The organism is Oscillibacter sp. (assembly GCF_031978065.1).
In the GTDB taxonomy this organism is placed as follows: domain Bacteria; phylum Bacillota; class Clostridia; order Oscillospirales; family Oscillospiraceae; genus Oscillibacter.
Genome location: NZ_DALZCH010000043.1, coordinates 1 through 25,544, shown reverse-complemented (window position 1 = coordinate 25,544; position 25,544 = coordinate 1). Strand labels below are relative to the sequence as shown.

Annotated in this window: 16 protein-coding genes, 1 pseudogene and 1 riboswitch; of the genes and pseudogenes, 6 read left to right on the top strand and 11 right to left on the bottom strand. The window is 59.0% G+C overall.

All coding sequences use genetic code 11. The annotated features are described in order from the left end of the window. Window positions 1-1,098, bottom strand: a 1,098-nt coding sequence (locus RTK01_RS08265) for an MATE family efflux transporter (RefSeq protein WP_312280521.1), incomplete at its 3' end; no start/stop codon positions are given. 125 nt (window positions 1,099-1,223) lie between these two features. Further along, window positions 1,224-2,177 (bottom strand): LysR family transcriptional regulator, encoded by a 954-nt coding sequence (locus RTK01_RS08260; RefSeq protein ID WP_312280520.1) that lies wholly within the window; start codon window positions 2,175-2,177, stop codon window positions 1,224-1,226. A gap of 320 nt (window positions 2,178-2,497) precedes the next feature. Here RTK01_RS08260 and megL point away from each other — a divergent pair, with 320 nt between their 5' ends. Then, complete coding sequence (megL, locus tag RTK01_RS08255) at window positions 2,498-3,694, top strand: methionine gamma-lyase (protein ID WP_312280519.1); 1,197 nt, start codon at window positions 2,498-2,500, stop codon at window positions 3,692-3,694. Between the two features lie 177 nt (window positions 3,695-3,871). Here the strand turns inward: megL and RTK01_RS08250 are convergent, their stop codons facing one another. Continuing rightward, window positions 3,872-4,504 carry a flavin reductase gene (locus tag RTK01_RS08250; RefSeq protein WP_312280518.1) on the bottom strand — a complete coding sequence of 211 codons (633 nt, stop codon included), beginning with the start codon at window positions 4,502-4,504 and terminating at the stop codon, window positions 3,872-3,874. A 226-nt stretch (window positions 4,505-4,730) separates the two neighbouring features. On the opposite strand from RTK01_RS08250, the gene ade reads away from it, so the two are divergent. The 3 genes from ade (at window position 4,731) to RTK01_RS08235 (ending at window position 10,171) form a co-directional block, all read left to right on the top strand. Continuing rightward, the gene (ade, locus tag RTK01_RS08245) at window positions 4,731-6,455 is read left to right on the top strand and encodes an adenine deaminase (protein WP_312280517.1); all 1,725 of its coding nucleotides are present in this window, start codon (window positions 4,731-4,733) and stop codon (window positions 6,453-6,455) included. Window positions 6,456-6,708: 253 nt separating this feature from the next. Then, window positions 6,709-8,940: a hydratase gene (locus tag RTK01_RS08240; RefSeq protein ID WP_312280516.1), complete on the top strand. Its 2,232-nt coding sequence runs from the start codon at window positions 6,709-6,711 to the stop codon at window positions 8,938-8,940. Between the two features lies 1 nt (window position 8,941). After that, the gene (locus RTK01_RS08235; protein WP_312280515.1) at window positions 8,942-10,171 is read left to right on the top strand and encodes an NADP-dependent isocitrate dehydrogenase; all 1,230 of its coding nucleotides are present in this window, start codon (window positions 8,942-8,944) and stop codon (window positions 10,169-10,171) included. A 201-nt stretch (window positions 10,172-10,372) separates the two neighbouring features. On the opposite strand, the gene RTK01_RS08230 is transcribed toward RTK01_RS08235, so the two are convergent. From RTK01_RS08230 to metK, 8 genes and pseudogenes are all read right to left on the bottom strand, one after another. After that, window positions 10,373-11,167 (bottom strand): TIGR04255 family protein, encoded by a 795-nt coding sequence (locus RTK01_RS08230; protein ID WP_312280514.1) that lies wholly within the window; start codon window positions 11,165-11,167, stop codon window positions 10,373-10,375. 62 nt (window positions 11,168-11,229) lie between these two features. After that, entirely contained in the window at window positions 11,230-12,024 is a 795-nt protein-coding gene (locus RTK01_RS08225; RefSeq protein ID WP_312280513.1) for a cell wall hydrolase, read from the bottom strand. Between the two features lie 308 nt (window positions 12,025-12,332). Further along, window positions 12,333-13,256, bottom strand: coding sequence for a cysteine synthase A (cysK, locus tag RTK01_RS08220; RefSeq protein ID WP_312280512.1), 924 nt, complete (start codon window positions 13,254-13,256; stop codon window positions 12,333-12,335). Window positions 13,257-13,311: 55 nt separating this feature from the next. Next, the gene (locus tag RTK01_RS08215) at window positions 13,312-14,067 is read right to left on the bottom strand and encodes a TSUP family transporter (RefSeq protein WP_312280522.1); all 756 of its coding nucleotides are present in this window, start codon (window positions 14,065-14,067) and stop codon (window positions 13,312-13,314) included. Window positions 14,068-14,072: 5 nt separating this feature from the next. Beyond that, window positions 14,073-15,608 carry an O-antigen ligase family protein gene (locus RTK01_RS08210; RefSeq protein WP_312280511.1) on the bottom strand — a complete coding sequence of 512 codons (1,536 nt, stop codon included), beginning with the start codon at window positions 15,606-15,608 and terminating at the stop codon, window positions 14,073-14,075. Window positions 15,609-15,627: 19 nt separating this feature from the next. Beyond that, window positions 15,628-16,644, bottom strand: a pseudogene (locus RTK01_RS08205) (glycosyltransferase family 2 protein). Between the two features lie 92 nt (window positions 16,645-16,736). Then, window positions 16,737-17,390, bottom strand: coding sequence for an HAD family hydrolase (locus RTK01_RS08200; protein ID WP_312280510.1), 654 nt, complete (start codon window positions 17,388-17,390; stop codon window positions 16,737-16,739). A gap of 257 nt (window positions 17,391-17,647) precedes the next feature. After that, the gene (metK, locus tag RTK01_RS08195) at window positions 17,648-18,832 is read right to left on the bottom strand and encodes a methionine adenosyltransferase (RefSeq protein WP_312280509.1); all 1,185 of its coding nucleotides are present in this window, start codon (window positions 18,830-18,832) and stop codon (window positions 17,648-17,650) included. Between the two features lie 103 nt (window positions 18,833-18,935). Next, a riboswitch (SAM riboswitch) is annotated at window positions 18,936-19,030 on the bottom strand. Window positions 19,031-19,323: 293 nt separating this feature from the next. On the opposite strand from metK, the gene RTK01_RS08190 reads away from it, so the two are divergent. After that, window positions 19,324-20,196, top strand: coding sequence for a rhomboid family intramembrane serine protease (locus RTK01_RS08190; RefSeq protein WP_312280508.1), 873 nt, complete (start codon window positions 19,324-19,326; stop codon window positions 20,194-20,196). Window positions 20,197-20,655: 459 nt separating this feature from the next. Beyond that, window positions 20,656-25,485 (top strand): cytidyltransferase-related domain protein, encoded by a 4,830-nt coding sequence (locus tag RTK01_RS08185; RefSeq protein WP_312280507.1) that lies wholly within the window; start codon window positions 20,656-20,658, stop codon window positions 25,483-25,485. Window positions 25,486-25,544: the final 59 nt, after the last annotated feature.

Here is a 25,544-nt window from a genome sequence, read left to right as displayed (position 1 = left end):
GCACTGGAGCCGCCAGGCCCGCGCCCCCACGGCCACCACCTCGGGATCGTTTCGGAACAGGGCAATCAGCTCCGGCGCGAAGATAATTCCCAGTACACCCATCACCGTCAAAAAACCGGTGCCCCACTTTACGCAAAACCAAAAGCCCTGCCGCACCCGGTGATAGAGCTTTGCCCCGTAGTTAAACCCGCACACAGGCTGAAAGCCCTGCCCAAATCCAATCAATGCGGAGCCTCCGAACACCATCACCCGAGTCACCACCGCCATGGCGGCAATCACCGCGTCGCCATAGCCCCGGGCCGCCCGGTTCAGGCTGACCACCGCAAGGCTGATCAGTCCCTGCCGTATCAGGGACGGCAAACCGCCCCTTGCAATTTCCCGTAGGTAGAACAGCCCGAGTTTTGCCTGAGAGAAGCGGGGCCGCAGGTTGCCGCCCTGTCCACTCTGCCACAGCAGCAGACAGAACCCGGCAAACTGGCTCAATACCGTTGCCAGCGCCGCCCCCGCCACGCCCATGTCCAGCACGAAGATGAACACGGGGTCCAGAATGACGTTCAGCACGGCCCCGGAGGCGATGCCCACCATGCCGTAAACCGCGCTGCCCTGAAACCGAAGCTGATTGTTCAGCACCAGAGACGCCGTCATCCACGGCGCGCCGATTAAAATGATGCGCATATAGTCCTTTGCGTAAGGCAGGATGGTGGGCGTTGCGCCCAGAAGATCCGCCAGCGGCGTGAGGAACACCTCCCCCAGCAGGCAGAGCACCCCGCCCGCCAGCAGCGACAGAACAAACCCCGTGGAGGACATCCGATGGGCCTCCTCCCCATTCTGCGCGCCCAGCTTTCGGGAGATATAGTTTCCCGAGCCGTGTCCGAAGAAAAAGCCCACGGCCTGAATCACCGCCATCAGGGAAAATACCACGCCCACCGCCGCGGTGGCGCTGTTGCTGCCCAGTTTTCCCACAAAATAGGTGTCCGCCATGTTGTAGATCGCCGTCACCAGCATACTGACGATGCAGGGTACGGCCAACTCGCCAATCAACCGGCCCACGGGCTCCGTGGTCATCCGGTGAAATTTTTCCTCCTGTCGTTCCTCCACGTTCTGTTCCTCCTGTTTTTTACTTGCGGGGCTTTTGCCCCGTCTTCCCTTTATGCACCACCACCCGGAAAGAACCATCCTTCCTTTGCGGCGTGGGTTCCTCTCCGGCGTGATCGCCGGTGGGATTATGCCCGCCGGGCCTGAAGGTCGCGGGTATAGCTTGCGGCATCGGATGCGGATTCCGCCAGCAGACACAAAAACCGCTCCGCCTGCGCGGTTGTCTTGGTGTTTTTTGCCCGAATCCAGCCCAGCCGAACACAGCCCCGCCCTTCCAGCGGAACGGAAATCACCCGCTCGTCACTTAAGCCTGCGGTGAGAAGCCCGCTGCCGGTGGTAAACGCGTCGGTTTGTGCCAGCACCTCCATCATTGCCGTGCGGCTGTTGACGCAGACGGTTTTGTTGGGCTTTTTGTCGGTAAGAAGCTGGTATTCCTCAGAAAAATCCGCCGCCGCGCCCTGATCGTGCTCAAAGCAGGCGTAGGGATAATCGAGAAGCTTTGTCTCGGTCAGGCCTTCGCAGGCAGCCAGCGGATGGTCCCGGCGCAGATAAACGCAGGGCGGCACCGCCGCCAGCTCGTGAAACTCCACGTCCTGATCGTCCATCCGGCGGCGAATAATTTTTTCCGTCAAATCCGAGAGGAAAATCACCCCCACGTCCGCCCGGTGTTCGCACACGTCCTGAATCACCGCGTCCATCCCCGTTTCCCGGATGGAAAGACTGTACCCCGGCGCGTCCATGGCTTTCAGCAGACGCAAAAAAGCGTCCTCCGCAAAAGGATATCGCTGGGTGGACACGGAAAAGCGCACGGGAGCGGGCGCAAACCGGGCGCCGGTATACAGGCGTTCAATTCGCCGCTTCTGCTCCATCAGGGAGACAGCGTGGGTGACAAATTCCTCGCCCTCCGGCGTAAATTCCACACCCCGGTTGCTGCGGCTGAAAAACTGGATGCCCAGTTCCTCCTCCAACTCCCGGATAGCAGCAGAGATTCCGGACTGAGAGAGAAACAGCTTTTGGGCGGCCTTGTTGATGGAGCCGCACCTGCTGACCTCCACCACATAAGAGAGCTGCCGGAATGTCATAAGACTCCCTCCTCTTTAATCGGCTTGCTCCCTTTAGTATAAAAATTTTCGGCAACCTTGTCAATTCATTATCGAAAAAACTGGCAACTGATTTTCGGAAATACGCGCTAACGCCTTTTCCCAGAATCTGCTATATTGTTGTTAAGGCATATAAAAACTTTTCTTACTTTAGAAAATATATAGCTATATTTCACAATTCCTATGCAAATTTGTCGTCTTTGCGAGGCGGCTGCCAATTTCCTCCGTCCCGCCGCAAAGGAACGCTTTTTTGTCCGCCTCCAGCTTTCCCGCTCTGCGGGCCGTCAGAAAGGATGGTAATTATGAAGCATGAACAGAAGCTCGGTTTTTCCACCCGCCAGATTCACACAGGGAAGGAAGTAAACAGCGCAGGTTCCCTCTGCGCGCCCATCTATCAGACCTCCACCTTTTCCTTCACCTCCGTGGAGCAGGGCGGAGCCCGGTTTGCCGGAAACGAAAGCGGCTACATATACACCCGCCTGGGCAACCCCTCCCTGACGCAGGTGGAGGCAAAGCTGGCCTCTTTGGAAGGGGGCGAGGCGGCACTTGCCGCCGCTTCCGGCATGGGGGCCATCACCACCGCCCTGTGGACCTCCGTTGTGGCGGGGGACGAGATTCTGGCGGATGAGACACTGTACGGCTGTACCTATGCCCTATTAAGCCACGGGATGCCCAAATTCGGGGTTCATGTGACCCTCACCGACTTGAGCCGCCCGGAGAACTTAAAAAAGCACCTGACCCTCAATACAAAGGTGGTCTATTTTGAGACGCCCTGCAACCCCACCATGAAGGTCATAGACATTGCCGAAATCGCCCGGATTGCCCATGAATTCAACCCCTCCATTCGGGTCATCGTGGACAACACCTTCTGCTCTCCCTATCTCCAGCGCCCGCTGGAATTTGGAGCGGACGTGGTGGTTCACAGCGCCACCAAATACATCAACGGTCACGGGGATGTAATCGCGGGCTTCGTGGTGGGCAGCGCGGACTTCATCGGTCAATGCCGAATGTTCGGGCTGAAGGATATGACCGGCGCGGTGCTAAGTCCCTTTGACGCATTTTTAATCAACCGGGGCCTGAAAACCCTCAGCCTGCGCATGGAGCGCCACTGTGCAAACGCCGCGAAGGTGGCGGAGTTCCTTCAGGGCCATCCCGCGGTGTCAAAAGTCTATTATCCCGGCTTGGAGGATTTTGATGGTCGTGAAATTGTCCAAAAGCAGATGAAGCTGCCCGGCGGCATGATGGCCTTTGAGCTGAACGCCGACCGCGCCGCCACGGCCGCCGCATTGAACCGATTGGAACTATGCGTCATCGCTGTGTCTCTGGGAGACGCGGAGACGCTGGTAGAGCATCCCGCCTCCATGACCCATTCCACCTATACCCCGGAGGAACTGAAATCCGCCGGAATCAGCGAGGGGCTTGTCCGCATCAGCGTGGGGCTGGAGGACCCAGAGGACATCATTGCGGATTTCAAGGCCGCGCTGGATACCCTCCTCTGAGATTAGACCAGACGAACCACCAACAGGGCTTTTTTAGGCGGTATAGCTCCCCACACGCCGAAAAGAACCGCAACATGCAAGGGACTGAGGAAATATTTCCTCAGTCCCTTGTTTTCCAGCATTAAAAAGTGTCGGGCTTTACGTCAAAAAAATTCGTATAACGGATTTTTCGGCCTTTTAGTCGTTGGGCACAAATTTGCTTGCCGGAGCGTGGCACACCGGGCAGATATAGTCCGGAGGCAGCGTCTCGCTCTCGTAAATATAGCCGCACACGGTGCAGCGGAATCCCTTGCCAACCATCTCGCGCACCACGGTGGCCGTGGAGGGAGCGCTCTTTCCGCGGTTTGAAAATTCCTTCAGCGTCATCATCTCTCCGCCGTCAAGAATCTCGGCGTCCACAGCCTCCCCAACCAGCAGCACATAGCTTCCGATTTCCAGCTTGTCCACCACGCGGCAGCTCACGCGGGACACCATATGCTCCGCAAGATAAGGGTTTCCGCTCTCGTCCGTCTTCGGCTCAAAGGCGGCGAACTTGTCTCCAACACGGCCGGATTTATAACCGAAGGTATTGATGATCTCCTCTGGGCAGTCCTTCCCCAGCAGCGTCACGGAGAAAACGCCGGAAGCAAGAATCGCCTCGGTGGTGGAGTGATCCTTATTCAGCGTGACGGTGAAACGGGGCGGACGGGAGGAAGTAACCTGTGCGAAAGAGGTGACGATGCAGCCTTGCCGCTTTCCGTCCGCGGAGGTGGAGATGAGATACATGCCGTAGTCCATGGCCTCATAGGCTTTTGCGTTTATTTTTGCCATAAAAACGCTCCTTTCCTTTGCCGATCCCGGCGGTCCATTCGTATATTGACTGATACTAATATAGCAGACCCTTCATATTTTTGGAAGTAGCGAATGCAACAAAAAACTTTTCCCGTTTTCTCTATGGACAAACGCGTGTTTTGCGCGTATACTTTCTTAAAATCATCATCATTACCTCAATTACTTTCTGAGATAAGTAAATTTAATATTGAAAAGGAGTGGTTCCATGTCTGAGAGCTATGCGGGCAAAATCAACCGAAAGCTGTTGAAGAAACGGCGCATCATCGAGGCCGCGTCCGGCCGCGAAAAGGCGGATCTGGTGCTGAAAAACGCAACCTATGTCAATGTGTTCTCCAACGAGCTATGTCAGGCGGACATCGCCGTGGCCGAAGGGCTGATTGTGGGCATGGGCAGCTACGAGGGCGAAATTGAGGCAGACATGACCGGCAAAATTGTCCTGCCCGGCTTTCTGGATGCGCATATCCATCTAGAAAGCTCTCTGGTCAGTCCCCGCGAATTTGTAAAAGCGGTGCTGCCCCACGGCACCACCACCGTCATCACCGATCCCCACGAGATCGCCAACGTCATGGGGACCGACGGCATCGAGTACATGCTTCAGGCCACGGAGGGCCTGCCGGTGGACGTGCGGTTTATGCTGCCCTCCTGCGTCCCCGCCACGCCGTTAGACGAGTCCGGGGCAATTCTGGACTATCGGGCCATCGACTCCTTTTATGATCATCCCAGAGTGCAGGGCCTTGCGGAGATGATGAACTTTGTGGGCATCATCAACGGCGATGAGCAGGCCGTTGAAAAAATCGTGGCGGCGCAGGCCCACCACAAAAAGATTGACGGCCACGCACCGGACCTTCAGGGCAACGATTTGAACGCCTACATTGCCGCCGGGGTCTATTCCGACCACGAGTGCCACGATTTGAGCGATGCGATTGCCAAGCTCCAGCGGGGCCAGTTCATTATGATTCGGGAGGGCACCGCCGCCCGAAATCTGGACGCGCTGGTTCCCCTCCTGTGCGACAAATACGCCGAGCGCTGCATGTTCTGTACCGACGATAAGCACCCCAACGACCTGTTGGAAAAGGGCCATATCGACTATATTGTCCGGCGTGCCATCGCTCTGGGAGCGGACCCCATCACTGCGGTGAAGGTAGCCTGCCACAACGCCGCGCGGTATTTTCTTCTGAACAACCGGGGCGCCATCGCGCCGGGATACCTTGGAGACTTTGTGGTGATTGACAGCTTCGAGTCCTTCCAGATTGAGAAGGTCTATAAGCGGGGGGAGCTGATGGTGGAAAACGGCGAACTGCGGGACTTCCCCGCCCCATCCATCGAACCGTGTCTGGTGGAGCGGGCACACAGGACCTTCCATGTGGGAACGCTGACGGCGGAGGACTTCGCGGAAAAGCGCCCCCGTGGCATCATCGGCATGGTCCCCGGCGAGATCACCACGGTGGACGCGGGCTACTCCGACCGCATAGACACGGAATATGACGTGCTGAAGCTTGCCGTGGTGGAGCGGCATAAAAACACCCACCATATCGGCATCGGCTACATTCAGGGCTACGGCTTGAAATCCGGCGCGGTAGCTACCTCCATCTCCCACGATTCCCACAACATCATCGTGGTGGGCACCAACGAAGCGGATATGGCCGCGGCGGTAAACCGGGTGGTGGAGCTGAACGGCGGCATTGTGGTGCTGGATGGCGGGGCCTCCATTGCGGAAGTGCCTTTGTCCATCGCGGGCATCATGAGCGAGGAGCCTTTGCCCGAGGTGAACAGGAAACTGGAAGACGCCAAGGAAAAGGCATCAGCTCTCGGGGTTTCCGACGGGGTGGACCCCTTCATGACCCTCAGCTTCATGGCCCTGCCGGTCATTCCGTCCCTGCGCATCACCACCCGGGGCGTGTTCGATGTGAGCCGCCAGACCTACGTATAAGTGCATCGGCACACAAATCAATCCCGCCGCGCGGACAAGGGCGCAAGCTTTTGTCCGCGCGGCTTTTTCCCCTCCGTGAGCGGCGCCAAGAATTGCTCCTCCTCCCCCCGCCTTAGCGGTCATTTTGACGAAAATGCAGGATAAATCATTTCTTCCGCCATTTTCAGCTTTTCATATGGGATGTTTTGTGCTACATTAAAACACAAGTTTAAAAAGGCCTGCCGCTAAAACGGTGGGTTTGGGAGGGATTTTTATGATTACGCTGCACTCCTCGGGTGTGTTTCTGTTCGGAGGCGTTCCCTGCGAAACTGCGTCCGTCTCCCCGGAGGAAGGGCGCAGACGCACCCTGTCCTGGTCCATCCTGCAAAGACACAATTTATCCGGCGACGAGAACAAGCTGCGTCTTCGCTTTGACGCGATGGTTTCCCACGACATCACCTACGTGGGGATTCTCCAGCAAGCCCGGGCATCGGGAATGCGGGAATTTCCCCTGCCCTATGCCCTGACCAACTGCCACAACAGCCTGTGCGCCGTGGGCGGCACCATCAACGGGGACGACCATGCCTTCGGTCTTTCCGCCGCGAAGAAATACGGCGGCATCTACGTCCCGGCCAATCAAAGCGTCATCCATTCCTACGCCCGGGAGCAGCTTGCAGGTTGCGGGAAAATGATTCTCGGCTCCGACTCCCACACCCGGTATGGCGCACTGGGCACCATGGGCGTGGGCGAGGGAGGCCCGGAGCTGTGCAAGCAGCTTTTAAAGGATACTTGGGACGGCGATTACCCCGAAATCGTTCTGGTCTGGCTCACCGGTGCGCCGAAAATGGGAGTAGGTCCCCACGACGTGGCCCTTGCGCTGATCAAGGCCACGTTTGAGCAGGGCTTTGTCCGCAACCGGGTGTTGGAGTTCGCGGGTCCGGGAATTGCGTCCCTCCCCATGGACTACCGAAACGGGGTGGACGTGATGACCACGGAAACAGCCTGCCTTTCCTCCGTTTGGGAGACAGACGACGCGGTGCGGAAGTTCTACGAGGTCCACGGACGGGCCGAGGAATACCGGCCCCTGTCCCCCGGCGAGGGCGCGTACTACGACCGGATGGTTTCCATCGACCTTGACGCGGTGGAACCGATGCTGGCCCTGCCCTTCCACCCCTCCAACGCCTATTCCATCCGGGAGTTTCTGGATAATGCCCCCGATATTCTCTCAGCGGTGGAGGCCGACGCAAAACAGCGCTGGCCCAAGGCCAGTCCCCGCCTTTTGGATAAAATTCATGACGGCGGCGTGTGGGCCGATCAGGGCATCGTGGCGGGCTGCGCGGGGGGCCTGTTCGACAACATCACCGCCACTGCCGACATCCTGCGCGGCGGCCCGGAGGGCAGCGATTTCTCTCTCAGCGTCTATCCCACCAGCGTGCCGGTGAGCCTTGCCCTGACCCGGGCGGGGATTTCCGCCGCGCTGCTGGAAGCGGGCGCGGTTTTAAAGCCCAGCTTCTGCGGCCCCTGCTTCGGCGCGGGGGATGTCCCCGCCAACAATGCCCTCAGTCTGCGGCACACTACCCGCAACTTCCCCAACCGGGAGGGCAGCAAGCCCGGCGAGGGACAGTTTGCCGCCGTGTGCCTGATGGACGCCCGGTCCATCGCCGCCACCGCCCGGAATGGCGGCAGAATTACCCCCGCCACGGAGGAAACGTTTTCGCTCCATCCTCTTCCCTACGCGTTTGACCCCGCGCCCTATGAAAAGCGGGTGTACAACGGCGTGGGCCGTCCCCTGCCGGAGACGGAGCTTGTGATGGGGCCGAATATCGTGGACTGGCCGGAAATTCAGCCCCCGACGGAAAATTTTCTGGTGGAACTGGCGGCGGTCCTGCGGGACGAGGTCACCACCACTGACGAGCTGATTCCCTCCGGCGAAACCTCGTCCTACCGTTCCAATCCCATGCGGCTGGCGGAGTTTACCCTCTCCCGCCGGGAACCGCAATACGTTCCCCGGGCTAAGGCGATTGCCGCCGAGGAAGCGGAGCGGCTGGCGGGAATCCCCTCGAAAAAGCTGGTTTCTCTTCTCAATCGCGTGGGCGACGGGGCGGCGCTTATAAGCACCACCCAATTCGGCTCCGCTATCTACGCCAACCGGCCCGGAGACGGCTCCGCCCGGGAACAGGCCGCCTCCTGCCAGCGGGTGCTGGGAGGCTGCGCCAACCTGTGCCAAAGCTTTGCCACCAAGCGCTACCGCTCCAACTGCATCAACTGGGGGATTTTCCCCTTCACCATGGATACGGACTTCCCCGGCGGGGACGGCGAGTGGGTGTATATTCCCGGCGTGCGAGAGGCCGTCGCCAGCGAGAAGAAATCCCTGTCCGCCGTGCTGCTGCGCAGGGACGGGACCTCCTTCCCCTTGACCCTCTACTTGCAGCACCTGACGGCGGAGGAACGGGAGATTCTGCTGGATGGGTGCCTGATGAATTATTACAGAAAGAGGAACCGCTGAGATGGAAAAGCTTCAAATGAAAACACCCCTGGTGGAGATGGACGGAGATGAGATGACCCGCGTGCTCTGGCGCATCATCCGTGATGAATTGATCTGCCCCTATGTGGATCTGAAAACAGAGTATTACGATCTGGGCCTGCCCCATCGGGACGAAACGAGAGATCAGGTCACGCTGGACGCGGCCACCGCCACCCGGCGGCTGGGCGTGGCGGTGAAATGCGCCACCATCACCGCCAACCGCCAGCGGCAGGAGGAATACGGCCTGAAGGAAATCTGGCCCTCGCCCAACGGCACCATCCGCGCCGTGCTGGACGGAACGGCCTTCCGGGCGCCCATATTGCTTCCCTTCCTCCGTCCGGCGGTACCGGGATGGAAAAAGCCCATCACCGTGGCCCGCCACGCCTACGGCGACATGTACAAAGCCGTGGAGTTGGTGACAGACGAGCCGGGGGTTGCTACGCTGGATTTCACCGGAGAAAGCGGCAGAACGCAAAGCCTCACCGTCGCCAAAACAAAAGGCCCCGCGGTGTTTCAGGGCCAGCACAACACGGAGGTTTCCATCCGTGCTTTTGTCCGCTCCTGCTTCCAGTATGCGCTGGACACAAAGCAGGATTTGTGGTTCTCCGCCAAGGACACCATTTCCAAGGAGTACGACGGGGAGTTTCGCCGGGTGTTTGACGAGGAATTTGAATCCACCTACAAGGCAAAATTCAACCCGCTGGGCCTTCAGTATTTTTACACCCTGATCGACGACGCGGTATCCCGTGTCATGCGCTCCAAGGGCGGGTTTGTCTGGGCGCTGAAGAATTACGACGGTGACGTGATGAGCGACATGGTGGCCGCCGCCTTCGGCTCTCTTGCCATGATGACCTCCGTGCTGATGGCCCCGGACGGGTCCGTGGAGTTTGAGGCGTCCCACGGCACCGTCACGCGGCATTTTTACCGCTATCGCGCCGGGGAAAAGCCCTCCACCAACGCAACGGCCACCATTTTCGCCTGGACCGGCGCTCTGCGCCGCCGGGGAGAGCTGGACAGTCTGCCGGATTTGGTTTCTTTCGCGGGAAAGCTGGAGAGCGCCTGCCTTGAAACCATGCGGGACGGCATCCTCACCGGCGATCTGGCGGTTTTGGTAGAGCAGGAGCATTGCAGGCAGGTCGTCAATTTTGAGGAATCTCTGGAGGCCATCGCAAAGCGGCTGTCCGCAAAAATGCATGATGCCGACCGACGGTAAACCATCCCATTGCGCCTATAGAATTATACGTCTGAGAGACGGCCCGGAATGGGCTGTCTCTCAGTGCTTTCTGTTGCTTCCTCAATTCCGCCGCCTTCAGATTTTTCCCGGCAAGTTTCATTCGGACCTATAAAAAATTCTGCGGGAGAACCACTCGTTCTCCCGCAGAATTTTATAGAAGATTGCAAAATAGAGCGTTCTTTACTCCGGCTGCATGGCGGCGCGGAGCGCATCCGTCACAGCGCCCTCAAACAGCTCCGTGGCGTGGGCGTGAAGCGTCTCCATCGCGCCTGCGGAAAGCTTGCAGTCCATTTTCCCGCCCATAGATAAATCCATGTCAAAGATAAATTTCACCTCTGGGTCCTGCTGCCCGTCGGGCCGATTGCCCCGCAGGCGACCCGGACCGGCGTGGATTTTCCCCACACTGCTGGAATCCAGCTTGCATTGCAGGTCCACACCGCAGTTGAGCACATCTTCCTCCCGCACGTCCGGCTCGGCAAGAGGACCGAGATAGGGCGGTGTAATCAGCTCCGACCACGGTGTTCTCTGCAAAGCCAGCTTCTCCCGGGAAAGAATGTTCACATACCGCAAACCCACCCGCTCAAAATAGGAAGGCTTGTAAATGCGGATAAATTCCGCCAGAGGCCTGTCCAGTTCCCGGGCAAATTCCTCCCACCCCGTATAGCACAGGGTGGACAGCGCCAGAAAGTTCTGGGTCAGGTTGATTTTCCACAGGTTGTCCGTCGACACAAAATGATAATTGATCACAGCCTTCTGCTGCCGGACCTGCGGATTGGGACCGCCAAGGCCCTCCACCTGAGGAGGCGCAGCGTCCTCCTTCTGGGCAAACTGGGGAAAGTCCTCCCGAATCGCCTCTTGAAGCGCCGCCGGCTCCCGCTCGTTGATGGTCAGAATCGTGGGAAACCGAAACTGGCAGATCACCTCGTGGGCGGGGGCGTTCGTATAAACCGTTCTGGGATGTTTGGAAAACAGCATAGCTCAAAGGCTCCTTTTTTCAACGTTGTCCTTATCATAGCCCTCTCGCGGAAAAAAGTCAATCAGAGGTAAAAGCGATGGCAGCCGATGGTGGTGTAATAGGTCCTGTTTCCGTTGATCCACAGCCCTTGGGACAGGGTGGGCGCGTAAAAATACATGCTTTTCCCCACCACGCTTACACCGTCCAGCGCCAGCTTTGCCGCCTCCACAGAGCCGTCGGTCGGAGTGTCATAGACCGTGCCGTTGCTCACCGGCTCAAACTGCACGGCATCTTTGCTGTCAAACACCACCTGTCGGATGGTGTTGGGAAACTCCGAAGAAGCCACCCGGTTCAGCACCACGTTTCCCACGGCAATCCTTCCCTCCAGCGACTCCCCTCCGCTTTCGGCGCTGATAATGCGGGACAGCCAGTACAGCTCTTCCGCATCATAGACGGCACGCGGGGACGTCACCGCCGCGCCGCCGAATATCCCGTCCCACACGGCGGCTCCTCCGCAGGCCGTGGCAATGAGCCGCAGGGGAACATAGGTTCGCCCGTTTTCCACTGTCACAATTCCTTCGTATGTATATCCGTTCAACGTGACGGCGTCAAGGTCGGGATCTGCCGTCAGATGCCCGGTTTCGCTCTCCGCCACGCCCTCTTTCCGGGTCCCTTTCCCGGAAAGCTCCCAGCCGCCAAACGCGTCCGGCAGCGTCCGCAGGGGAACGTAGGTCACGCCGTCCCTTATGTAATTCACTGAATCCAATATCTCGCCGGCCACCTGCACCCGCACCGTCCGGTTCGATCCGGCGGCCGGAATGGCGGCTCCCGCCGCCAGCGCCGCGGCTAGCATCACCGCTGTCATCACACGTCTCATTTTCCGTCGTCCTTTCTGCTCCCACCCCGACGGCACGGTGTGCGCAGGGTCGGTGCTTCCGTATTTATGTGAATTTCCCATAAAAAGCATACAGGAGGTTACAAAAAGTTACAAGTTTAAAAAAATGGAAAAACTGGAAGCTTTAGAAAGAACAAAATAATGCAGTCCCGCTCCGTTTGGAACAGGACCGCATAAAAAGGTCAAGCAACTTAGGCGTCAAACGTTTCGCAGAGTTCGCGCCAGCAGGCGCGGTGCACCGGAGATTCGGTTTCTCTCAAGCATGTATGTGCGGAAATTTTATGACTGTTTCAAAACATGGGCGTGGAGAGATATCGCTCTCCGGTGTCCGGCAGCAGAGCCACAACGGTTTTCCCCCGATTCTCGACCCGCTTCGCAAGTTGAATCGCGGCCCAGACCGCCGCGCCGGAGGTAATGCCCACCAGCAGGCCCTCCCGCCTCGCCAGCATGCGTCCCAGGGCGTAGGCATCCTCGTCGGAGACAGGGATAATTTCGTCCAGCAACGCCCGGTCCAGATTTTTCGGCACGAAATTCGCGCCGATGCCCTGAAGTCCGTGAGGTCCCGCAATCCCAAGACTCAACAGCGGCGAAGCCGACGGCTCCACGGCAACTATCCGCACGTTGGGCCTCTTCTCCTTGAGATACCTCCCCACCCCGCTTATAGTACCGCCGGTACCCGCGCCCGCCACAAAGATATCCACCTGCCCGTCGGTATCCGCCCAGATTTCGGGGCCGGTGGCGTCATAATGGGCCGCCGGGTTGGCGGGATTGTCAAACTGACCGCCTAAGATACTCCCCGGTGTGGTCTTTTGCAGCTCTTCGGCTTTTTTTACCGCGCCTGCCATGCCCTCGCTTCCCGGTGTGAGGACAATCTCCGCGCCGTAGGCCAGAATCAGGATTTGGCGCTCCTTGCTCATGGTTTCGGGCATGGTGAGAATCACGCGATAGCCCCGGGCCCCTCCCACGGCGGCAAGGCCGATGCCCGTGTTTCGGGAAGTAGGCTCGATGGTGGTGCCGCCGGACGGGAGCCGTCCGTCCCGCTCCGCCTCTGAGATGATGCGCGCGGCTACCCGGTCCTTGGCGCTGCCTGCGGGGTTGAAGCTCTCCAGCTTTGCCAGCAGCACAGCGTCCAGCCCGTATTCCTGTTCGATTCTGTGGAGCCGCACCAGCGGCGTGTGTCCGACGAGGTCTTCAATTCCTTCGTAAACGTTCATAAAGCCCCTTCTCCGCCTGCGGCGGCAATCCTTCCACGCGCGGCTAGCCCGCCCGTCAGGTTAATAGCTTCCAAAGCTCGCGGACAAAGAAAATGGTCAGCACCACCAGAATCACCGGTTTTACCGACTCTGCGCCCTTACTGGAGAAAAACCGCGCCCCGGCGTAATTCCCGGCGATGCTGAACAGCCCTGCCGTCAGCCCCAGCGTCAGCAGTACCTTTCCGCTGAACAGGTACACCGCCAGCGCCGCCACGTTGGTGGCAAGATTGATGGCCTTGGTCACACCGTTGGCCTTGCGCAGGTCCATGTGGGCCGCCCCGGTGAGAATCAGAATCAAAAACGTGCCGGTGCCGGGGCCGTAAAACCCGTCGTACACGCCGATGACCAGCGCCGCCGCAATCACAATGGCAATCGTTTTGCGCAGAGGAAATTCCTCCCGCTCCTCCGTCTCCTTCAATGCTTTTCCCCGCAGGACATACACGGCGGTAAGGGGCAGAATCACCAGCATGACAATGCGGAATACTCCGTCGTTCAGAAGCAGCGCCAGCTTCGCCCCAATGGTGGAGCCGATCAGCGCAAACGCCACCCCGGCGGATGCCTCCCGCCACGGAATATAGCCGCTGCGGGCATAGCGAAACGTGGCGATGGCGGTGCCCATGGCGGAGGAGGTCTTGTTGGTGGCGATGGCGTTGTGTACCGGCAGCCCTGTCAGCAGATACGCGGGCAGGGAAATCAGTCCCCCGCCCCCGGCAATGGCGTCCACAAATCCCGCCAGAAACACCAGCGGACAGACAATCAGAAAGGGTAGCAATTCGCTCACCGTCGCGCCTCCTTCCCTTCACCCCGGGCGCACAGCTTTGTTCCCGCGACGCACAGGGCAAACACGAACCAGAATACGCTCATCACTCTGGGATAGTTCCACGGATAGTCCGCAAGACCGCAGACCATAATGCCGCACAGGGCGGACGCGGCGGCGCAGGTCAGCGTGCGGGCGGCGGAATCGCCGCAGTGGCGCACGGCCCGGGCCGCGTTTTTAATACTTAGCAGCATGGCCCCCACAAAAGAAACCACACCCAGCAGCCCCGCCTCAATCCAAACCTGCAAATAGATGTTGTGCGCATGGACAAAGGGGGCCTTTGCATGGTAAAGGTTGTTGTCCTTGATAAACTGCTGCACGGCGGCGGTTCCAAGTCCCGCCCCGGTGACGGGGGAGGTCTTGATGGTGGCAAGCGCAGCCTCGTAGAGGGGAATCCGCCCGGAGGTGGAGCTGTCCTCCGTGTTGGTAATGGTCAGTATTCGGTTTAAAATGCTGTCAGGCAGCAGCGGAACTGCCAGAATGCATCCGGCGGCAAACAGAGGCATCAGCTTCGGCTTCCACAGAAACACCGCCACCGCCATGGCGACGGCAATGCCCACCCAGCTTGCCCGGGAATAGGTCATGCCCAGCGCCGCCGCGCCCACCGCAAAAGTGCCGAAGGAAGCCAGCCGGAAAACAGGACGTTTGGCGCACAGCGCCAGCCCCAGCACCAGCGGCAGCAGCAAAATCAATACCTGCGCGAAGGTATTGGGATTGTCGAAAAAGGACTCTACCCGTCCGGGCATCCCCGCGTTGGCCTCCAGATCCACAAAGGACTTGTTGATCTCCACACCCTGAATCCGCTGATAGACCGCATACAGCGACGAAATCAGTACTACCCCGCTCCCGCCGGCGGCAAGGCGCTTGAGGTCCCCCGTGCTCCGCACGGCGCTCACTGTCACCAGCACGCAAAGCAAACAGGTGGCGTGGTACATCAAAAACCGGGCGGAAAGTCCGGGATACGCGGAGAAAATCACCCCCAGCGCCGCCGCCAGAAACATTCCGGCGGCATAGGGACCCACGGATTTCACATCCAGCCGGAAATCGCTGTGCCGCCGCATGGAACCCACGTAGAACAGCGCCAGCAGCAGCGCAAAGCCCAGAAAATTATAGGCGTTGTTCCACCGCTCAAAGGGAATGACCCACAGCGCCAAAATTACCCAAAACTCCCCTACGGCGGTTTCATCCCCCATGGAAAAGGCAAGACGCGCAAAAAAACTCCCGTCAAACTGGGCTTGAAACGCCCGGTACAGCCGGTGGAGCAGCGCGCCCGGCAAATTGACAAGGGCGCTCAGGGCGCGGCAGGTCCGGCTGTCGCCCCACGACCCGGCCACAGCCCCCTCCCGGAAGAAGAAGCCACAAATACGCGACCCGTCCATCAGACGCTCGCAGCCCCGGCCCAGCGCCGCCATCAGGCGGTGGAGGGCGCTTTGCTCATAGGCCCCGCACAGCGCGGCCCAGAGAGAAAAAAGAAAACTCTCCCGAATGGATAACATGAATGCACCCTCTCCGTTTCTATCTGCGGTTTTTCAGGCGGTAAAGCTGGGTCAGCGTGAAGAAGTGCCGCCCCTTTACCAGCCGGACCACCAGCCGTTTATTTGCCGACACGCCCTCCGGCGTCAGCGCCCCAATGGCCTTTTGCATCTCTGGCCGTGCGCACAGCGCTTCCACTGCCCGTTGCTTCTCCCGGGCGGACCGGGGATTTCCCTTGGCATACTCGTTGCCAATGGCAATCAGCAGACCTGCCCAGTTGGAGTTTTCCCGCCACTGGGGACGAAGGGTTTCCAGACCGTTCCGTCCTACCAGCTCTTCCTTCCGCTCCATAAAGCGGCCAAAGACCCGCAAAAAGTCCGGCATGTACTTGTGGGTGGCGGAAGCGGGGTTGAGATAATAGCGATAAAGGGGCTGTTCCGTCACGGCAAGCCGCTTGGCGTGGCAGAAATACTCCATTAAAAACAGCTCATCCTCCAGATACGCGCCCTCAAAGGTGATGCCCTTGCTTCTGAGAATCTCCCGTGAGAACAAGAACCGCCAGATAAAGCCGTTGAACACGGGCTGGGCCAGCCGGTCCCCCAGTAGGGGAGCCACCACGCCCTGCCGGATGCCCTCCCCGTCGTACTCCCCGGCAGGGAGCACCCGCTCGGGCGTCTCGGTCCCATCGGGCAAACAGTTGAGATGCGCGCAGGCGGCGCTGTCCGCGTCCGCCCCCAGCCGCAGATTCCACAATGTTTCAAGGCACGAAGGCTCATAGCGGTCGTCCGCGTCCAAAAAGGCGATGTAATCGCCCTTGGCCTCCGCCAGCGCTCAATTCCGGGCGGCGCTCACCCCGCCGTTCTTTTCCTTATGAAGCACGCGGATGCGCCCGTCTCCGGCGGCACACCGGTCGCACAGCGCCGGAGAGCCATCGGTGCAGCCGTCGTCCACCAGCAGCAGCTCCCAGTCGAAAAACGTCTGATTTCTGACGCTTTCCACACACGCTTCAATATACTTCTCCGCCTGATACACAGGCACAATCACAGAGATTGCAGGCATGTTCCCACACCACTCCTTTATCCGCAGTTCGCGATGTTACAGTATAGCCCATTTTCTCCCGCCGGTCAACCGCGCCGGAAGCACCGCCGCCCTCAGCTCAGCAGCAGGGCCCTCAGCCTCTCCGCGTCGTCCGCCAACAACTCCGCCCCGGCACACATCAGCTCCTCCCGGTCCCGAAATCCCCATGTCACGCCGCACACACGAAGTCCCGCATTGTGACCCGTCAAAACATCCACGTCGCTGTCGCCCACGTAAACGGTCTCCGCCGCCGAAACGCCCAGCGCCGAAAGCAGGGCGAATACCCCGGTAGGGTCCGGCTTTGCGGGAATCCCCTCCCGTTTGCCGCGCACCGCGTCAAACACATCTCCGAAGTAATGCCGCACCAGCGCGGGACAGAAATCGTCCGCCTTATTGGAGAAAACCGCCAGCTTTATCCCCGCCTTCCGAAGAGCCACCATCGCCTCCAACATACCGGGGTAGGGCGCGGTTTCATCCATTTTATGGGCGTCGTAATACTCCATGAACCGGCGGACGGACTCCGCCATTCTCTCCGGCGACCGCTCCCCCTCCGGGGTAAAGCGCTCCGCCAGCTTGGGGATTCCGTTGCCCACCATATGGCGGATTTCGCCGCTTGTAAAGGTCGGCCAGCCGTTCTGTGCGCAGACGTGGTTGGCGGCGTCCGTCAAATCGTCCAGCGTGTTCAGCAGCGTACCGTCCAAATCAAAAATTGCCGCTTTCAGCATCATGCGTCCCCGTTTCTCTTAAAAAATTGATTGTATCCCCGGCGAACGCACTTCCCGCTTGACACGGATTTTACGGTTCTCTCCGCCGACGACAACACGGCCATCTTATCACACTTCCCCCGCTGGGACAAGCGCACCGGGGCAGAAAAAGTCTTCGGTTCCTTCACCGGCTTCCCATCTTCGCCGGGTTTCTTCCTCGGGTTTTTCGCATAAAAAGCACGCCGGGGAAAATTTCCCCGGCGCACCTGTTTTTTAGCTTCTTATTTCACGGCGGCCTTCAGTGCGTCCACGCGGTCGGTGTCCTCCCACTTCACGCCAAGGTCCGTGCGGCCCATGTGACCGTATGCCGCAAGCTTGCGGTAGATGGGTCTGCGCAGGTCCAAATCCCGGATGATAGCGGTGGGCCGCAGGTCAAACACCTTGCGAACAGCACGCTCCAGCACATCGTCCCCCACCGTGCCGGTGCCAAAGGTATCCACCAGAATGCTCACAGGCTGGGCCACGCCGATGGCGTAGGCCAACTCCACCTGGCAGCGCCGGGCAAAGCCCGCCGCCACGATGTTCTTCGCCACATACCGGGCAGCGTAAGCCGCGGAGCGGTCCACCTTGGTGGGGTCCTTGCCGGAAAAGCAGCCGCCGCCGTGGGGCGCACTGCCGCCGTAAGTATCAACGATAATCTTCCGGCCCGTCAGCCCCGTGTCGGCCGCGGGGCCGCCCTTGACAAAACGTCCGGTGGGATTGACGTAATACTTGGTGTCGCCGTCCAGCATATCGGCGGGAATCACGGCCTTGATGACATGTTCAAGCATGTCTGCGCGAATGGTGTCAAGGGACGTGTCCGGGTCGTGCTGGGTGGAGATGACCACGGTGTCCACCCGCACGGGGCGGTTGTTTTCGTCGTATTCCACCGTGACCTGACTTTTGCCGTCGGGCCGGAGATAGGAGAGTTGTCCGCTCTTGCGCACCTCTGTCAGCCGCAGGGCAAGCTTCTGAGCCAGAGACAAAGGCAGGGGCATCAGCTCAGGCGTCTCGTCGCAGGCATAGCCAAACATCATGCCCTGATCTCCCGCGCCGTTAGAAAGCTCCCCGTCGCCGGACTCCTTGCTCTCCAAGGACTTGTCCACACCAAGGGCGATGTCGGCAGACTGCTCGTCGATCGAGGTGATGACGGCGCAGGTGTCGCAGTCGAACCCGTACTTGCCCCGGTCGTAACCGATCTCCCGGACCACCTCCCGGGCAATTTTGGGAATGTCCACGTAGCAGGAGGTGGTGATCTCGCCCATTACGTGAATGAGGCCCGTGCAGGCCGTAGTTTCGCAGGCCACGCGGCCCTGAGGATCCTGCTCCATAATCGCGTCCAGCACCGCGTCGGAAATCTGGTCGCAGATTTTATCCGGATGCCCCTCGGTCACGGATTCGGAGGTGAAGAGATAGTGTCTTGCCATGATAAATTCGTCCTTTCTGTTGTTCCAGCCGCCGTTGGGCGGCGCCGCCGAAGCGCAAAAACGCACACCTTCCAACAAAGAAAGTGTGCAAAAGTTCTTTTGCTCCTCATCTGTCGGATTCCGCCGGATTTGGCACCTTGTCAAAGACAGGTTGCCGTGGTTTCATCGGGCCGTTCCCTCCGCCACTCTTGATAAGGGATTCAATTGTGAAAATATCATATAAAATCTTTTCCCAATTGTCAAGCCACAATTCAAAAAAATTCTTATGGCAAGTATGGCAAGTTTTAATATGCATTACACCATCACGCTTTTACCATATCAGGCGCAATTGGTGTAAGTCTGGTGTAAATTAATGGAGTATGCTACTCCAAATCATTGGTATATCTAGATTTTCTCTTTCTATAAGAAATTTAAAAATTATACATGACTTTTCCGTACAACCCGGTTATAATGTCTCTTGTATTTTACCTGTATGCTTGGAGGGTCCTGCATTGAAAAAGCTCAACAGCGCGGTGGATCGGTTCGCCTATAACCACCCCCGGTTCGGTATTCCCAATTTGATGAAATATGTTGTGGCGGGCAACGTGATTGCGTTTTTGCTGCTTCAGTTCAGCAGCAACGCCGCTGTCTCCTTCCTCGCCTTTGCCCCTCACTATGTACTTCGCGGAGAAATCTGGCGGCTGGTGACCTTTATTTTCTTGCCTGCCAACGCCGGCAACGTTTTCTTTCTGATTCTGTCCCTTTATTTTTACTATTGGATCGGGAATCTTTTGGAGCGGGAATGGGGCACCCCAAAATTCACTCTGTACTATCTTTCGGGGATGGTGCTGTCTGTTCTGACGGGCTTTATCGTTTATTTCACCGGCGGCACCGGCATTATTTACGGCGCTTTCTACATTAACCTGTCCATGTTCTTTGCCTTTGCCGTGCTGTATCCGGATCTTCAGCTTCTGCTGTTTTTCATCATTCCCGTAAAGGTAAAGTGGCTGGCGTGGCTGGATGGGGCGCTGTTTGCCGTGAGCATTGTCTCCTCAGCCTTCCAACTGAACCTGCTGGGCGCGCTGCTGCCGCTGGTGGCAATGCTGAACTTCTTCGTCTTCTTCTGGACGGAAATCAGCAGCACGGTTTCCCGCCACCGGGGCTACGCCGCCCACGCCAACTCTCACCGCACCGTCCAGTTCAAGGCCGCCGCCAAGAAGCAGGAAAAAAAGGCCCGGGAGCAGGGCTATCAGCACAAGTGCTCTGTCTGCGGACGGACGGACGCGGAGTACCCAAACCTCCAGTTCCGGTACTGCTCCCGCTGCGCGGGCTACCACTGCTTCTGTGAGGATCACATTTTTAACCACGAGCACTTTACCTCTTGACCGCGATCAAAAATTTTCGTGGTTTAATTTTTAAAGATTTAATTTATCGCGTACGAGCGATGTAACGCAAAGGCCCCGGGGAATTCACTTCCCCGGGGCCTTTGCGTTTGTCTTGGTCACACGCAGAGTACACTCTTTCAAAAAAATCTTTCCCACGGGAAAAGGACGAAGAGCAGTGTGCTTTCGCCTGCGGGCTTCCGTCTGCAATCCTTTTGCCGTTTTCCCTAAAACTCGAGAAAAAATTCAGCAATTCCGCCAAAGGTGAAGAAAAAGCCTCCGCCGCCTTTTGTGTGGGACAAAATCGCTGTATAATAATCAGAACGCTGCAATCATACGCGATTTTATCGATATGCCGCGTGGGCGTCTTACGCCTTGGCAGCATCACACCAATATGGGCGGAATTTCCGCCCGCGCCGCCGGGTCGCAAGCGCGTCCGGACGGGCGGATCGGAGGAAGTTTATGGAGCGTGTCAACCCGCTGACGGAGAAATTAGTCCGTGCTTTTTCATCGCAGACCTTTTTGCGCAAGCTGGCCATGAGCGGGGGGGACGCCGCCGCGCTGATTTTGCCCCGGGAGTGGGACGAGGCGCTTGCCCCTCTGAGTGCCCTTGAAAAACGGCTGACCTGCGAGGATGTGCTGGCGCTGGCCCTCCCCCTGCTGAACCGGCTGACGATTCCCCCAAAGGAGGGCTGGATGGACTATGCCTACCGCGTGGCGGTGTCTTTGCTGTATGATTCACCGGACATGGAGCACACCGCCAAGCAGCGCGACGGAGCTTTGTGCTATCTCAACATTTTGCAGGTCCTTCTGGACGCGGAGCGGGAGGTCCTCCCCTTCGACCCCCAATTTGACTTTGCCTTCTGCACGGAGGAGGAGCTTTCTCACAGCGGCACGGGGGAGGAATACCGCCAGTTTTTGGTGCGCTTCCGGGGGGAGTATGTGTACGAAGCCATGCGCCTCGGCCGGGAAGTGACCCCTTTCCGCACGCTGGAGCACATCGCCGGGGTCCACCACGTTGCCATGAGTATCATGCGGCCCTACCATGCGGCAGGCGGGTCTGTGGACCTGCCGCTGCTCTCCGCCGCCGCTGCGGGTCACGACATCGGAAAATTCGGCTGCAAGGCGGGGGAGCGTGTGCCCTATCTCCACTATCATTACACCGACCAGTGGTTTTCCCAACGGGGAATGGAAACCATCGGCCTGATCGCCGCCAACCACTCCGTGTGGGATCTGGAGCTTGAAAACCTGTCCTCAGAGTCCTTGGCGCTGGTATACGCCGACTTCCGGGTGAAGCAGTCTCGCGATGAAAGCGGACAGGAGATTGCCCGCATCTATTCCATTCAGGAAGCCTTTGACGTAATTCTGGAGAAGCTGGACAACGTGAGCTACGCCAAGGAGCAGCGCTATCGCCACGTCTATGCAAAGCTTCTGGATTTTGAAAATTATGTCCGCTCCTTTGGCGCGGACGTGGACCTTGAGGGGAACGACGCCCCGCCGCCGCCCAAACCCGATCCGGCGCTAATGCGCCCGGATCAGGTTGCCGCCGCTCTGCGGCTGACGGCGGTGGACCACAATCTGCGCCTGATGCACAGGCTGGGTCACGAGCGGCTGTTTGCCAATATCCTGGAATCCGCCCGCAGCGAGCAGAGCGCCGCAAAGCTGGGCGCGTATCTTGGAATTTTCGAGGAGTATTTCACCTATTGGTCCCATTCCCAGAAGGAGCAGACTCTGGAATTTTTATACGATCTGCTTCTGATTCCCGACGGCAGCGTTCGGCGCCGCGCGGCGGCTCTTCTGGGCCGGGTACTGGCGGGCTTCAACTCTGGCTATAAAAAGGAGCGGCCCGGTGGGGCGGAGCCGGACCCGGCGGACCGGCGGCCCCTTGTCCTTTGGAAGGAATACCTCTCCCGCTTGATTTACCCCGACCACCGGCTGACCCCCGCCCAGATCAGCAAAATCCGCTATGCCGCCAAGCTGACGGTGGATTCCCTACTGTCCCACGCCGACGGGGCGGACAGGTGCGTCTTTTCCGCCGAGCTATTCCGCCACTACGCGGACCCCCGCGCCGTGGAGGAGGGGGCAGCTTTCGCCCTGATGGACACGGTGGTGAGCTTCCCCCTGTCCCAGTGCGGGAAAGACGAGCTGCGGACTTTTGCAGACTTTGCCCTGTACTGGCTGGAAAACGGCGCGGAAAAGCAAAAGGCCGCCGCCATGCGCCTTTTGCGCCACCTGCTGGAGGCTCTGCCGGAGGGCGCGGAAGCGCGGACGCGCATCCGTGCCGCCGTGGCGGAGACGGATTGCGGCGTAAGCACCCCACTTCTGTTTTTGCAGAGCCAGCTGGGCCGCCGTCTGGGGCTGGACACGGCGGAGCAGGACGGCTTTTTAAGCCGGCAGAGCGCCGTCAGCGGCGTATTTCTGGATAATCTGAAAACCGCCACCCCATGGATTTTGAAGGCCGTGGGCGTGGAATATCTGCTGGAGCAGGTGGAGCTGGGCAACCACCAAAACGTGCTCCACATCGCCACTCACTTTTCAAACCTGATGAAGGTCAGCGAAAACATGGTGGTCCGACAGGCGGCGGGCTCCTCCCTTTTAAGCCTTGCCCCCGTGCTGACGCCTGCTAGGCGAAATGAAATTGCCGTGGAGCTTTCCAAATCTCTGGAAACCGGGGATGCGGACAGCTCGAAATACATCCCCGAATATCTGGGCCGTTTTTCTCTCTGGCTTCCGCCGGGAGAGCTGGACGAATTGGTGGGCCAGATGGAATTTCTTCTCTCCACGCCCTTGGCGGGGGTGGTGTCGGCGGCGCTGCGAACCGTCGGCTCCATGCTGGAATACTACGCAGTATATCAGCAGCGCTTCAACGAGGACGAATACGCCGTCTCCGCCCGGCGGGACCGGCTGGCGGGTTTATTGCTGCGGGGGCTTGCCTCCTGCCGGGAATCCGTCCGCCAGACCACCCTTCATATTCTGGGAGACGGTTTGTTTGCCTCCGACGCTTTGGACTATGAGGACAAGGAATCTCTGTTCGTCCTGATGTCCAAAAAAATTCTCTTCTTGATGAACGAAATTCAGGAGCGGGAGTTGACGTTTTTCTACGCCGCCGCCACCCTCTCCCACATTTACCGCTTCATTCTGGCCCATGAACTGGACGACGGCCCCTTCCGCTTTTCTCCCCCGCCCGCGGCGGCGTTTTTCCCCGGCACCTTTGATCCCTTCTCCCTGTCCCACAAGGGGATTGTGCAGGCCATCCGGGATTTGGGCTTCGAGGTCTACCTTGCCATCGACGAGTTCTCTTGGTCGAAAAAGGCGCAGCCCTCTTTGGTCCGGCGGCAGATTGTGTCCATGTCCGTGGCGGATCAGTTCGGCGTGTATCTCTTTCCCCATGACATTCCCGTCAATCTGTCCGATCCTCAGAGCCTGAACCGCCTGCGGGAGGTATTTTCCGGTCGGGAGCTGTATTTGGCCGTGGGGTCCGACGTGGTGGCCAACGCCTCGTCCTACCGGGCGGCCCCCGTGGAAGGGTCCGTACAGCATCTCAACCACATTGTTTTCCGCCGCTCCAGCGATGCGGAGGGAATTGAAATCGATCCGGATTTGAGCTGCATTCAGGGCAAGGTGCTCCAATTGGAGCTGCCCACCCAACTGGAGGACATCAGCTCCACCCGTATCCGGGAAAACATCGACCTTGGCCGAGACATCTCCAATCTGGTGGATCCCACGGTGCAGGATTATATCTACCGCAACAGTTTGTACCTCCGGGAGCCGCAGTATAAGCACGTTCTGCCGGCCAGCGATTTGGACTTCTCCTTCGCGGAGCGGCCCGACCGGGACTTGCTTGAGGAGCTGTACGCCGCCGTGGGCGACGAAACGCATCTGTTCACCCATCCCGAGCAGGGCGACTCCCTCATGATTCTTCGCTTGCAGGGGCCACGGCCCCGCGTGCTGGGCTTTTTGACCCTGCGGACGGTGAACACCGCCACATTGTACGACGCGCTGGGGGACGCGGGCCTTGCCGACTACGTGCGCAAACGGACGGCCGGACGCATTGCCCTTTTGACGGGGCTGTATATCGCAAAGTCCTGCGGCGCGGCCTACGACGTGGGCCAATTGCTGTTGACGGAAGCGCTGAGCCGGGCCATGGTGTCCGACTGCGGATACGCCGTGTGGCGGCCCGCCTCGGGGAAAATTGACCCCGTGACGCTGGATCTTTTGCAGCGGCAAGGCTTTGTCTTGGCGCCCCAGAGCGACGCGGGACCGCTGCTGCTGACGGACATGCGCTCCCCCTCTGTGCTGATTCAAAACATTCCCACCACCCTGAAGGAGCCGTTTGCCTCCAATCCTCAGGTGCTTTCCGCCGTGCGGAAGGCCCACGAGAATTTCCAGCGTGCCATCTGCAATCTGTATCCCGGCGTGCTGGTGCTGTCTTTAAACGCGGAGGTCATCTACCACCGGCTGGTGGGCCGCATTGTGGAACTGAACGGCGTTCCCTCGGCGCCCACCCACCCCCGGGTGCTGGGTGAAAGCATGTGTGTCCCCTTCGGAAAAATTCTCCGGGGCAACGCCATCCCCAACACCGTCACCAAAACCATCCACACCGACAAGGTATTTGCACAGGATTTAAGTTCCTTCACCATCGCCCCCTTCCCCCGATACGCGCCGCTGGAAAGCCAGATCCGCACGGTCAAGGCGTTTCACCGCCCGGTGATTCTGGTGGACGACCTGCTTCACACCGGCAACCGTATCAACGCGCTGGACCCCTTGTTCCGGGCGGAAAATCTGGAGATCGACCGGGTGCTGGTGGGCCTCTTGTCGGGCCGGGGCCGGGATTTGATTCTCTCCAAAGGGCGGAACATCGACTGTGTGTATTTCGTGCCCAACATGCGCTCGTGGTTTGTGGAGTCCACCATGTACCCCTTCATCGGCGGCGACACCGTGGCCCAAAGCGGCGAAGACCAGCCCCAGCTCACTCCGTCCATCAACATGATTCTCCCCTATGTCTATCCCCGGTTTTACCGAGGCTGTGCGCAGGCGGCAGTGTTTAACTTTTCCCGCACCTGTCTTGAAAACGCGCGGGATATCCTGCTGACGCTGGAGGGCGAATACCGCCGCACCTATGCCCGGAACCTGACCCTTTCCCGGCTCAACGAAGCGGTGATTCTGCCTCTTGCTCCGGACAAGGGACGGTGCCTGCACTACGACATGAACCTCTCCGCCTCCCAGTGCCTTGAAACCGTTCTGCGGCTGCTGCTGCGGATGGAGGAGATGGAGAGGGGGCCCCGGCAATGACAATGAAACAGACGGCGGCATCTCTTTGGATTACGGCGATGGCCGCTATCGGAATCTGG